The 12,271-nt window shown below is 68.0% G+C and carries 9 protein-coding genes; 4 read left to right on the top strand and 5 right to left on the bottom strand.

Translation table 11 applies throughout. From position 1 onward, the window contains the following. Positions 1-4: 4 nt before the first annotated feature. From hpt to dacB, 4 genes are all read right to left on the bottom strand, one after another. The gene (gene hpt, locus LFT49_RS01885; RefSeq protein WP_102977004.1) at positions 5-556 is read right to left on the bottom strand and encodes a hypoxanthine phosphoribosyltransferase; all 552 of its coding nucleotides are present in this window, start codon (positions 554-556) and stop codon (positions 5-7) included. A gap of 30 nt (positions 557-586) precedes the next feature. Continuing rightward, positions 587-1,645 carry a tRNA lysidine(34) synthetase TilS gene (tilS, locus tag LFT49_RS01880; protein WP_237430451.1) on the bottom strand — a complete coding sequence of 353 codons (1,059 nt, stop codon included), beginning with the start codon at positions 1,643-1,645 and terminating at the stop codon, positions 587-589. 105 nt (positions 1,646-1,750) lie between these two features. After that, the gene (locus LFT49_RS01875) at positions 1,751-2,926 is read right to left on the bottom strand and encodes a zinc-dependent metalloprotease (RefSeq protein WP_237430450.1); all 1,176 of its coding nucleotides are present in this window, start codon (positions 2,924-2,926) and stop codon (positions 1,751-1,753) included. A gap of 90 nt (positions 2,927-3,016) precedes the next feature. Further along, positions 3,017-4,513 carry a D-alanyl-D-alanine carboxypeptidase/D-alanyl-D-alanine endopeptidase gene (gene dacB / locus LFT49_RS01870; protein WP_236800567.1) on the bottom strand — a complete coding sequence of 499 codons (1,497 nt, stop codon included), beginning with the start codon at positions 4,511-4,513 and terminating at the stop codon, positions 3,017-3,019. Between the two features lie 156 nt (positions 4,514-4,669). Here dacB and LFT49_RS01865 point away from each other — a divergent pair, with 156 nt between their 5' ends. From LFT49_RS01865 to LFT49_RS01855, 3 genes are all read left to right on the top strand, one after another. After that, positions 4,670-5,158 (top strand): inorganic diphosphatase, encoded by a 489-nt coding sequence (locus tag LFT49_RS01865; RefSeq protein WP_236800566.1) that lies wholly within the window; start codon positions 4,670-4,672, stop codon positions 5,156-5,158. A gap of 87 nt (positions 5,159-5,245) precedes the next feature. Continuing rightward, positions 5,246-6,589, top strand: a complete 1,344-nt coding sequence (locus LFT49_RS01860) for a carboxylesterase family protein (protein ID WP_236821034.1) — start codon at positions 5,246-5,248, stop codon at positions 6,587-6,589. A gap of 7 nt (positions 6,590-6,596) precedes the next feature. Then, positions 6,597-7,400 carry a DUF429 domain-containing protein gene (locus LFT49_RS01855; protein WP_237430449.1) on the top strand — a complete coding sequence of 268 codons (804 nt, stop codon included), beginning with the start codon at positions 6,597-6,599 and terminating at the stop codon, positions 7,398-7,400. On the opposite strand, the gene LFT49_RS01850 is transcribed toward LFT49_RS01855, so the two are convergent. After that, on the bottom strand, positions 7,397-9,823 hold the full coding sequence (locus LFT49_RS01850; protein WP_237429577.1) for a phosphoketolase family protein: 2,427 nt from the start codon (positions 9,821-9,823) through the stop codon (positions 7,397-7,399). The two genes, LFT49_RS01855 and LFT49_RS01850, sit on opposite strands and share 4 nt — an antisense overlap. Positions 9,824-10,008: 185 nt before the next feature. Here LFT49_RS01850 and LFT49_RS01845 point away from each other — a divergent pair, with 185 nt between their 5' ends. Beyond that, on the top strand, positions 10,009-12,246 hold the full coding sequence (locus LFT49_RS01845) for a catalase (protein WP_237429576.1): 2,238 nt from the start codon (positions 10,009-10,011) through the stop codon (positions 12,244-12,246). Positions 12,247-12,271: the final 25 nt, after the last annotated feature.

Genomic DNA, 12,271 nt, shown 5'->3' with positions numbered 1-12,271 from the left:
GGGGTTACTCGTAGACGTGCGGGGCCAGGGTGCCGACGAAGTCCAGGTTGCGGTACTTCTCGGCGTAGTCCAGGCCGTAGCCCACCACAAACTCGTTGGGGATGTCATAGCCGACGTACTTGACGTCGATCTCCACCTTGGCGGCAGTGGGCTTGCGGAACGCGGTGCAGATTTCCACCGAGGCGGTGCCGCGGGATTCCAGGTTGGTCTTGAGCCAGGACAGGGTGAGGCCGGAGTCGATGATGTCCTCGACGATCAGCACGTCCTTGCCCATGAGGTCAGTGTCCAGGTCCTTCAGGATGCGCACCACGCCGGAGGACTGGGTTCCCGAGCCGTAGGAGGACACGGCCATCCAGTCCATGGAGATGTGGCTGTGCAGTGCCCGCGCCAGGTCCGCCATGACCATCACCGCGCCCTTGAGGACGCCCACAATGAGGATCTCGCGGCCTTCGTAGTCCTTGTCGATCTGCGCTGCGAGTTCGGTGATGCGCTGCTGGATCTGTTCCCTGGTGTAGAGAACGTGCTTGAGGTCTGCCTGGACGTCGTTTGAATCCACCAATGGCTCCTGTTTAGATGCGGGGTGCGACTATTTTGCGGGCGGTTTTTGAGGCCGGAATACTAGCTTCCCACAGCGCGCGCGTTCGCGGGGAACGGAAGGGGCGTCCCCCGCGGCGCCGGTGCCCGCATCGTCCTTCGATTCCTCCAGCTGCGCCAGCGACAACCGGTACACACTCACGCCGCCCGGAAGCTCAACCGGACCGGCCGAACCCTGCCGCCGCAGCAGCGCTTCCGCCGCCAAAAGGCGCTGGTAACTGGGCTGTTGGCCGCCGACGTCGGCCGCTGCCTTGGCGATCACCCGGAACCTAATGGCAGGGGCCAGGGCGCGCAAGGCCTCCTCCGGCAGGCCCAGCCCGTCGCTGTCCTGCTCCACCAGGGAGGCGTAGGTGCTTTCCGCCACATCCTCCAGGTAATCGGCGTCCAGCTGCAGGATGGCGGCGGTGCGGGCCAGGGATTCGGCCACTCCGGGGCCGAGTTTGTCCTCAAGGTGCGGGAGGACCTCCACGCGGGTCCGTGAGCGGGCGAACGCGGGATCGGTGTTGGTGGGGTCGTGCCAGGGGTTCAGCTCCTCCACGGCGCAGATTTCCTCCGTGTCCGCGCGCCGGAGCCCCAGGAAGGGGCGCAGCAGTCTGCCACGGGCTGGCCGCATGCCGGCGAGCGAGCGGGTGCCGGAGCCGCGGGCCAGGCCCAGGAGTACCTGTTCGGCCTGGTCGTCAAGGGTGTGGCCCAGCAGGATTGCCTCCGCACCCTGCTCCGCAGCGGCGGCTTCGAGGGCTGCGTGACGGGCCTCGCGCGCAGCAGCCTCCGGACCCATGCCGGTGCCGGCCACGGTGACGGTCCGGACTTCCACCGGCGCCAGGCCCAGCTCCTCCAGTGCCTGGGCGGTGCGGGCAGCGATGTCAGCGGATCCATCCTGCAGCTGGTGGTCCACCACCACGGCACCCACGGTCACCGGATGTGCGTTCACGTGGCCGCGGCGGGCGAAGTAGGATGCGACGGCGGCGAGCGCCAGGGAGTCGGGGCCGCCGCTGCAGGCCACCAGGACGTGGCGGGGATAACCGGCGTCCGCCAGGGCGTCCTGCAGCATTTTGCGCGCAGTGCCGACGACGGGTGCCAGCCTTCCGGGCCGGCGTCGTCCGCTGGGAACGGCGGCAGGCGCGGGCGCCGCTTCAGGCAACTTGGCGTCAGGCAATCAGAGGCCCATCCGCTCAAGCCACAGCTTGGCGTCGTGGATCTCGGGCTCGGTGGGCAGGTGGTCCGCCGACTCCCAGACCTTGTTGAATCCGTCCATGCCAGCCACATCCACCACGGCGCGGACGAACCGGGCGCCGTCGGAGTACTGGCGCATCTTGGCGTCCAGGCCCAGGAGGCTGCGGATGAACTTCTCCACCACGCCGCGGTCCTTGCCACGGTCGTTGAAGCGCTGCCGGATGGTCTTCACCGACGGAACGATGCTGGCATCCACGGCGTCCATCACCACGTTCGCGTGGCCCTCCAGCAGGCTCATCACCGCGGTCAGGTGCGAAATTGCGGCCTTTTCCTCGGGGTCCTGCAGCAGGTCAAGGATGGCACCGCGGCGCGGCGCGTCCCCGGATGCAGAGCGGTCCTTCAGGGAGCGGGCGGCAGCGGAGGCCCGCTCCATCAGGGAATCGACGTTGCCCAGGAGGTGGCCGCTGAGGCTGTCGATCTGCTCCAGCATGTGGTGGCGCAGCCAGGGTGCGGCCGCGAACTGGACGCGGTGGGTTTGCTCGTGAAGGCACACCCAAAGCCGGAAATCCTCCGGAGTGACGTTGAGCTCGCGCTCCACGGAAATGATGTTCGGCGCCACCAGCAGGAGCCGGCCGCCGGCGGGAGCCGTGGAGTTCTCCGCGAGCGCCGCGAAGGGGTCGTACTGGCCCAAAACCTTGCTGGACAGGAAAGCCAGGACGGCACCCAGCTGGCTGCCGGTGATGGCACCACTGACACTGGCCGCAGAGGGGCTCAGGGACCCGCGCCGGCTGTCCAGCATCTTCTGCATGGCAGGCTTGAGCATCACCGCGAAACTCTGGGTGTTGGCCTTGGCCCACGATGCCCGGTCCACCACCAGCACGGAGGAGTCGCGCAGGTCCCGTGCAGCCTCCAGCCCGGTGATGTCATGGACGTGCGAAACAGAGGCGTCCGCCAGGCGGCGCAGGCTGTCCACCGCCTCGCCGATGGCCTTTTCGTCAAGCACGGGGCCCGCCGGAGCCAGCCGCGCCGCGGTGGAGGCAGCGAGGTCCCAATTTATCAGGGCCTGCGCCTGGTCGGGCTGGACCCCATTGGATTGGGCCCCGTTGGACTGGGCAGCTGAGGACAACGTCGATGCGGACTCGCGCGCAGTGGACTCCATGAGTCCCATCAGAACACAGCAGGCTGGGGATCGTCCTTAAGTTCGCTCACCGGCGAACTTCCACAGCCGCTGAACAGCCGCTGGACAGTGCTAGCGGCAGCCGCAGCCTGCAAGCGCCGTGGCCGCCCGGTCCAATGCTTCCTTGTTGCCGGCCGCCCCTGGAACCAGGCCGTTGCCGAGGAACGAGAACACCAGGAGCCTGCCATCGGCGTCCACCACATAGCCGCTCAGGGCCAGAACCGTGTTCAAAGTCCCCGTCTTGGCGCGCACCAGCCCGGCGCCGCCGGAGGTGGTGGCGTCCCCGTACCGGGTGTCCAGGGTGCCGGACAAGCCCCCAACCGGGAAGCCGTCCAAAGCGGCGCGAAGGCTGGCATCGGCACCGGTGGTAATGGCGCGCACCACGTCCGTGAACTGCCGGGCCGGAACCTGGTTGCCCATGGCCAGGCCGCACACATCCACGAGTTTCATGGTGTCCGAGGACAAGCCCGCGGCTCCGAGTTCGGCAGCAACCACCGCAGTGGCGCCGTCGTTGCTGCCCGGCCGGCCAGTGGCCACCGCTGCCATGCGCCCCATGGTTTCGGCCAGATAGTTGTCCGAGACCTGCAGCATGAGGTTCACCTGCTCCGCGACCGTGGCGGAGTCAGCGGCGGCGAGAACGGCAGCGTTGGCTTGGGAGTCTCCGGGTGAACGTTCGACGGCGGGTGCCACGGTCAGCCCCGCACCGGCACCTGCCGCACCGAGCCGGGCGGCGAATTCCTGGCCTGCGGCCATGGCGGAGTCCTGCGGACGGGGGCCGGTGGTGACGGCGGGGTCAAAGCGCGCGGAGTTGAGGGCCAGCGGGTACAGCGGGGCGATTTCGCCGGCTTCGACGTCGCCGGACTGCCAGTTGGGGTTCAGCACGGGTCCCGTAAAGAGGGAGTCATCCACCAGCACCTTGATCTCGCCCGTGGTGCCGGTGGCCTGCAGCGCCTGCACGGTGGCTGCGGCAAGAGTGGCGAGGCCGGCGCGGCCCATCGCCTGTTCCGGCTTCGACTCCCCGGCGCCCAGCAGGACGTCGCCGCCGCCCACCAGCACCACCTGTCCCGGGGCAGGGCCTTGAATCACCTTTGTGCTGAACCGGTGGTCGGGACCCAGAGTTCGCAGCGCCGTGACCGCCGTCAGCAGCTTAAGGTTCGACGCCGGCACCCGGCCGTCCTCGCCGCCGCGGTCAAAGAGGACCTGGCCCGTGAGCGCGTCCTGCACCATGCCCGTGAAGGTTCCGCCGCCGTCAGCCTTCAACACCGGGTCTACCTGGGCGCTCACCGCTGAGGGCACCGGCACCGGGGCGGAGGGCTGGAGCGGGGCAAGCACCTGGGGGGCGGAAAGCGTCGCGGGTGGTTGTTGCCAGGCGGGCGGCGCCGGGGCGGGTGCGGGAGCCTCGGGGCCTTTGAAGCCCGGGGCCACCAGCAGTGCTCCCGGGATGGCAAGGACGATCAGGATCAGGGCCGCCAGCGCCAGCGGCCAGGGCTTGCGCGGACTTTGGCCCGGGCCTCCCCCGCGGCTGGACCGACGGCTGCGCAACGGTTCCCCGCCGGTTGATTTGGTCATGCTGGTGCTGGTCCTCAAGTCCTGAAATTTCCCCACAAGTTCCTGATTCCAGGGCCTCTCGCTATATCCTCAATTGTAGTCGGCGGCACCGACACTCTTTTTTGTGGGCCCGTCAAGTGTGCCGCGCACCCCCTGCAATTGCCGAGGAGCATTCCCATGAAGCACGACGTGACCATCGAGATCCCCAAGGGATCGCGCGTCAAGTACGAAGTTGACCACGAGACCGGCCGCGTCCGCCTGGACCGCGTCCTCTTCACCTCCATGCAGTACCCCACGCACTACGGGTACTTCGAGAATACCCTCGGCGAGGACGGCGATCCGCTGGACGCACTGGTGCTTCTGCAGGACTTCGACCTGCACCCCGGCGTCATCGTCGAGTCCCGCCCCATCGGCGTCTTCAACATGACGGACGACGGCGGCGGAGACGCCAAGATCCTCTGCGTCCCCGTGGATGCCCGCTTTGACCACATCCAGGAAGTCAGCGACGTCAACGAGTTCCTGATCAAGGAAATCGAGCACTTCTTCACCCGTTACAAGGACCTCGAGCCGGGCAAGTGGGTCAAGGCCGAGGGCTGGGGCGACCGCGCCGCCGCGGAAGCCGAACTGGAAGCATCCATCAAGCGCTACGTGCCCAGCGGCCACTGATCTACACCAGTCCGACGGCGGGTGCCTGGCTTTTCGAAGCCGGACACCCGCCGTCGTTGTTTCAGGAAGTTGTGGCATGGTGGGGCTGTGAGTTCCGAGCCCGCGCTGACCTCCCAGCTTCTGTTTCATCCCCCCTGCGGCCCCGTCAGCGGATGGCGCGACGACAGGGTTGTTCGTGCCACCGGTATCCCCTACGCCAGGGCACAACGGTTCCAGCCGCCGGCGCCAGTGCCGGACTGGACCGCCGAATTCGCCGCCACGTCCCTCTCTCCCGCCTGCCCGCAGGCGCCGGTCCCGTTCCTGGACGATGTCCTGGGCACCAAGTACGGCGAGCTTCCCGGCAGCGAGGACTGCCAGAACCTGTCGATCACCATGCCCGGCGATCTCTCTCGGGACGAAAAGCTGCCCGTCATGGTCTGGATCCACGGCGGCTCCTACACCACGGGATCGGGTGACCTGGCGATCTTCGATCCCGCCCGGCTGGTGGCCGAGAACCGGGTGATAGTGGTCTCGGTGACGTACCGGCTCGGCTTGTTCGGGTTCCTGGCGACGCCTGCCGGGCGTCCCGGCAACCTGGGGCTCCTCGACCAGCTCGAGGCATTCCGCTGGGTGCAGCGGAACATCGCTGCCTTCGGCGGCGATCCCGGCCGGGTCACCGCGTTTGGCCAGTCCGCCGGGGGCGATGCGATCGCCCACCTGATGGCCACGCCGGAGGCGCCCACACTTTTCCAGCGCGCCGTCATCCAGAGCGCGCCGCTGGGCATTACCCGGGGCCGGGCCAAGATGAACCACGCCATGGGCATCGCGGCCGACGGCGTCACGGAGCAGACGCCCGCCATGGATGTGGTGGCTCTCGAAGCACAGGTTACGCAAGTGGCCAAGAAGTTCGGCATGTTGGCGGCCATGCCGTTCGGCACCCAGTACGGCCACGATCCGCTCCCCGAGGAGTCCGAAATAGAGGCGGCCTGGAACCGGACTGCCCCTGCCATCGAAGTCCTGATCGGACATACCTCGGAGGAGGCCCGATTGTTCCTCCCCCGCAGTCCGCGCCTGATGCGCTTGGCGGGAGTTCCCGTGGTGGGTCCCGCGGCCGTCCGGGCCATCGACTGGCTGGTGACCGAGACCGTGTACGGTCGGGCAACCCGGAAGTTTGCGCGCCGGCATGCCAAGGCGGGCGGAAAAGTGCACCGCTATGTCCTGGACTGGCATGCGCCCGGCAACATCTTTGGCGCCGCCCATACCGTGGACCTGCCCCTGCTGCTCGGCAGCAAGAAGACGTGGGACGGCGTGGGACTGATCGCCGGGGCCGACTGGGCGAAAGTGGATATGACCGGGCGGGCAGTGCGCTCATTGTGGGCCGGTTTTGCCCGCGGGGATGACTTGGGTGAAGCCGGCGTGGTGGACGACGCGCTCCACTACCGCCGTGTCTGACAGGCCGATGAGGACCCTCGGTGTGGATCTGGCCGCCGCAACGAAGAAGACGGCGGTCGCCGTGATCGAGTGGGACCGGCACCCGGAGGCCAGGGAGGCCGCGGAGGCCGGCACGCAGCCGTCCGCCAGGCTCGCCCACCTGGCTCTGGACGTGGACGACCAGGAGATTGTGGACCTGTTCGGCACCTGTGACATGACCGGCGTCGACTGTCCCGTCGGCTGGCCGGACGCACTGATCCCCTTCCTGACCGGGCACCTGAACTTCGACGCCGCACCGGTCCTGGAACACGACGGGATCGCCGGCCGGCGGTTGCTGGCTTACCGGGACACCGACCGCTTCGTCACCCGGGAAACGGGGTTGATCCCGCTCAGCGTGTCCGCCGATCGCTTGGCGCATCCCGCCATGCGCTGCGCCGTGATCCAGGCGAAGATCGCCGGGCTCCACGGCCCGCAGCCGCGCGACGGCTCAGGCCGGCTCGCCGAGGTGTACCCCGCGGCATCACTGAAGATCTGGGGCCTCAATGGCCGCGGCTACAAGGGCCGCGGCATCCCCGAAGCCGAGCGCCTCGGTGTCCTGCTCGCTTCGCTGGAAGAGCAGGCACCATGGCTGGACCTGTCAGGTCACCGGGACAGGCTGGCAGCCTCGGACGACCTGTTCGACGCCGTCATCGCCGCCCTTGCCGCCCGGGCCGTGGCCCGCCGTCGTACGCTCCTGCCGGATGCCGCCCACGCCGCCGCAGCCCGCAGCGAAGGCTGGATCCACCTGCCGTCCTGCACCCTGGACGAACTGCCCTGCCGAGGGGAGAACTAGCCGCCCAGCTTCCAGTTCCGGATCTCCTCCGGGTCCTCGCCGTGGGTGCGGGTGTGCTCGCGGGCGCGGGCCCTCCGGTCCTGCAGGTCCTGGCGCAGGAGTGAGTGTTTCTCGGCCATCCCCGGCACCCGGTCGATCGCGTCAATGGCCAGGGTGAAGCGGTCGATTCCGTTGAGCATGGCCATGTCGAACGGCGTGGTGGTGGTCCCCTCCTCCTTATAACCGTGCACGTGCAGGCCATGCTGGTTGGTGCGCTTGTAGGCCAGCCGGTGGATCAGCGCCGGGTAGCCGTGGTACGCGAAGATGACGGGCTTGTCCGGCGTGAAGATCCCGTCGAAATCGTGGGCGGGCAGGCCGTGGGGGTGCTCGCTCTCGTCCTGCAGCCGCATCAGGTCCACCACGTTGACCACGCGGACTTTGAGCCCAGGCGCACCTTCGCGGAGCAGTTCGGCGGCCGCCACGGTCTCCACGGTGGGGACATCACCGGCGCAGGCCAGGACGACGTCGGGCTCCTCCCCGGGCACCTCGGAACCGGCGAACGTCCAGATCCCCAGGCCGCGGCGGCAATGGTTGGCGGCGTCAGCCGGGCCAAGCCAAGTGGGCGAGGGCTGCTTGCCGCTGACCACGATGTTCACGTAGTCCGTGGACGCAAGGCAGTGCTCCATCACCGAAAGCAAGGTGTTGGCATCCGGCGGCAGGTAGACCCGGATGACCTCCGCCTTCTTGTTCACGGCGTGGTCGATGAAGCCCGGGTCCTGGTGCGAGAACCCATTGTGGTCCTGCTGCCACACGTGGGAGGACAGCAGGTAGTTCAGCGACGGCACCGGCTGGCGCCAGGGCAGTGCGCGGGATACCTTCAGCCACTTGGCGTGCTGGTTGAACATGGAGTCCACGATGTGCACGAACGCTTCGTAGCAGTTGAACACCCCATGCCGCCCGGTCAGCAGGTAGCCCTCCAGCCAGCCCTGGCACAGGTGCTCGCTCAGTACCTCCAGGACCCGGCCGGAGCGCGCAAGGTGCTCGTCGACGTCGTCAATCCGGTACTGCCACACCTTGTCGGTGACCTCGTAGACGTTCTGCAGCCGGTTGGACGCCGTCTCATCCGGGCCGAACAGCCGGAAGTTCTCCATGTTCTGGGCGATGACGTCCCGCATCCAGGAACCGAGCGTCACCATGGGGCTGACGCGCTCGACGCCGGCAGTGGGGACCTCGACGGCGTGGTCCTGGTACGCGGGCAGTTTCAGCGCGCGCCGCAGCACGCCGCCGTTGGCATGGGGCGTGGCACTCATGCGGAAGTCACCCGTGGGCGCGCCTTCGGCGACGTCGGGCCGGAGGCGGCCGTCGCCGTCGAACAGTTCGTCCGGCCGGTAGGACTGCAGCCACTCCTCCAACTGCTTCAGGTGCTCGCCGTTGGTGCGAACCTCGGACAGCGGCACCTGGTGGGCGCGCCAGGTGCCTTCCACCTGCAGCCCGTCCACGGTGCGGGGCCCGGTCCAGCCCTTGGGGGAACGCAGGACGATCAGGGGCCAGCGGTGCCCGCCCTCCCCCGCCTTTTCGGCGGCCGGATCCTGGCGGTGGGCGTGCTGGATGGCCTTGATCCGGGCCAGGCAGCGGTCCAGCACGGCGGCGAAATCACGGTGTGCCTGCTCGGTATCGTCCGGATCGGCCACGGTGACGAAGTACGGCTCATGGCCGTAGCCGCGCAGCAGTTGCTCCAGCTGGCCCTGCGGCATCCGGGCCAGGACGGTGGGGTTGGCAATCTTGTAGCCGTTCAGGTGGAGGATGGGCAGCACGGCGCCATCCACGGCGGGGTCCAAAAAGTTGTGCGAGTGCCAGCTGGCGGCGAGCGGCCCGGTTTCGGCCTCGCCGTCGCCAATCACGACGGCGGTCACCAGCTGGGGGTTGTCGAACACCGATCCGTAGGCGTGGGCCAGGGAGTACCCGAGCTCGCCGCCCTCGCTGATGGAGCCGGGGCTTTCGGGGGCCGCATGGCTGGGGATTCCGCCGGGGTAGGAGAACTGGCGGAACAGCTCATGAAGGCCCGCCTCGTCATTGCCCACGTGCGCATAGATTTCGGAGTACGTTCCCTCCATCCAGGCATTGGCGACGACGGCGGGGCCGCCATGGCCGGGACCGGCAACAAAGAGCATCTCAAGGTTGTCGCGGCGGATCACGCGGTTCAGGTGCGCGTAGACAAAGTTCAGCCCGGGAGTGGTGCCCCAATGGCCCAGCAGGCGGGATTTGGTGTCCTCTGCCTGCAGCGGCTCGCGCAGCAGTGGGTTGGAGCGGAGGTAGATCTGCCCCACCGAAAGGTAGTTGGCCGCCCGCCACCACTTGTCGACGAGGTCCAGTTCCTCCTGCGGAAGGTCCTCCTGCTGCGTCTCGTCCTGCGGCTTTACATCGTGCCCTGCGCTGCCGGCCATAACCATCCTCACCTCGGGTGTGCCGCTGCAGGCGGCCGTTCCCCCATCGCAACAGATGAAGGGGCAGGCAGGCAACCCCCGCCGTCGGACCTTGTCTTGCTGCCCCTGGCCACCTGTAGGGTAGTAAGCAAGCTTAGCTTCCGCTGCGGCGGGGCTGGGACCATCGAATGCGGGGAGATCGAAACATGCCAGCCGAAGACGACGTTGTAATTCCCGGAGTTCCGTCCAGTGAACCTCCGGCGCTTGAAGAGCCCACCACCCCGCGGGAGCCGTTGCCGCCGAAACCGGACCAGCGGGGTCCCGAAGCCGTGTCCCCAACCGGCAGCCCGACCGGTGCCCCAGCCACCGCCCGCGCCCAGTCGGGCCAATACCTGACCACAGCCCAAGGGCTCCGGCTGCCGGACACGGATCATTCCCTCAAGGCCGGTGCCCGCGGTCCCATCCTGCTGCAGGACCATCATCTGCGTGAAAAGATCACCCATTTCGACCATGAGCGGATCCCGGAGCGCGTTGTCCATGCACGCGGCGCCGGGGCGCACGGCGTGTTCCGTTCGTACGGGACGGCTTCGAAGGTCACCCGCGCCGGCTTCCTCGCCCCGGACGTCGAGACGCCGGTGTTTGTCCGGTTTTCCACCGTGCTTGGCTCGCGGGGCTCTGCGGACGCAGTCAGGGACACCCGCGGGTTCTCCACGAAGTTCTACACGGATGAGGGCACCTACGACCTGGTGGGAAACAACATCCCTGTGTTCTTCATCCAGGACGGCATCAAGTTCCCGGATGTGGTGCACGCGGCCAAGCCCCACCCGGACCGCGAGATTCCGCAGGCCCAGAGCGCCCACGACACCTTCTGGGACTTTGTGTCGCTCCACACCGAGGCACAGGCCCACACCCTGTGGAACATGTCCGACCGCGGCATCCCCCGGTCCTACCGGACCATGGAAGGCTTTGGCGTCCACACCTTCCGGCTCAGCAATGCCGCCGGGGACACCACGCTGGTGAAGTTCCACTGGAAGCCCAAGCAGGGCGTGCACTCCCTGGTCTGGGAGGAAGCCCAGATCATCAACGGCATGGACCCGGACTTCCACCGGCGCGACCTTGCTGACGCCATCGAGGCGGGGGCCTTCCCGGAGTGGGAACTGGGCATCCAGACCTTCCCGGATACCGAAGACCAGATGTTCCAGGGCATCGATCTCCTGGACCCCACCAAATTTGTCCCCGAGGAACTCGCGCCGGTCCAGCCCATCGGACTCATGACCCTCAACGCGAACCCCACCAATTTCTTCGCCGAGACCGAGCAGGTGGCCTTCCACCCCGGCCACTTGGTGCCGGGCATCGACGTCACCAACGACCCCCTGCTGCAGGTGCGCCTGTTTTCCTATCTGGACACGCAGATCTCACGCCTGGGCGGACCCAACTTCGCGCAGATCCCCATCAACCGGCCGCATGCTCCGGTCAACGACATGCTGCGCGATGGCATGCACCAGACTGCGGACCACGCCGGTGTTGCACCGTACCGGCCCAATTCCCTGGATGGCGGGTGCCCGTTCCTGGCCGGCCAGGACATGGGCGCGTTCGTGGACGTGCCGGAGGCAGTTGCGGAATCCATCAAGGAACGGCGCAACCCTGCATCCTTCGATGACCACTACAGCCAGGCCCGGCTGTTCTTCCGGAGCCTGAGCGCGGTGGAGCAGGACCACGTGATCCAGGCGTACACGTTCGAGCTCGGCAAGTGCTTCGAGACCGCCGTCCGCGAACGCCAGCTGCAGGCCCTGGCCAACATCGATGCCGGGCTTTGCGCCGCCGTCGCCGCGGGCCTGGGAATGCCGGCCCCCGATGCGACGGAGCAGGTCCCGGACCGGGAACCAAGCCCGGCTGTGTCCCAGGTGGGCGAAACGTGGCCGGTTGCCGGCCGCGTGGTGGGCATCCTTGCCGATTCCTCCAGCGACCTGGCCCAGGTGGAGGCGGCCCGCAAGGCGCTCGACGGCGAAGGCATGGTCCCGCTGGTCATCGCACCAACAGGGGGCGTGCTTTCCTCCGACGGGCTTTCGGTGACGGTGCAGCGGACCTTCCTTACCGCGCGGTCCACCGAGTTCGACGCGCTGATCGTCGCCGGAGGCAAGCAGTCCGCGCCTGACGCCACCGCCGGGCGCGACGCCAAGGCCGGGGAGCCTGTTGACACCCCGGATCCGCGCGTCGCGCTCATGCTGTCCGAGGCGTACCGCCACGCCAAGGCCATTGGCGTGTGGGGCTCCGGCTCTGCCGTCCTCGAGGCGATCGGCATTCGGCAGGAAACGGTTGGCATCGCTGCCGGGGACAGCGCGGCCGAAGTCACCGCCGAGGTCTCCGGGCTCCTTGCCGCGCACCGCGCGTGGGACAGGTTCCCGGCGACCGGGGTAGGCGCGTCCGCTTCCGCGGCGCAGTAGGCCTGCACCGGCCTTCCGCTCCGTT

The organism is Arthrobacter sp. FW306-06-A (assembly GCF_021870055.1).
In the GTDB taxonomy this organism is placed as follows: Bacteria; Actinomycetota; Actinomycetes; order Actinomycetales; family Micrococcaceae; genus Arthrobacter.
Note: the sequence above shows the minus strand (reverse complement) of the source record. Positions and strands in the feature narration are given on the sequence as shown.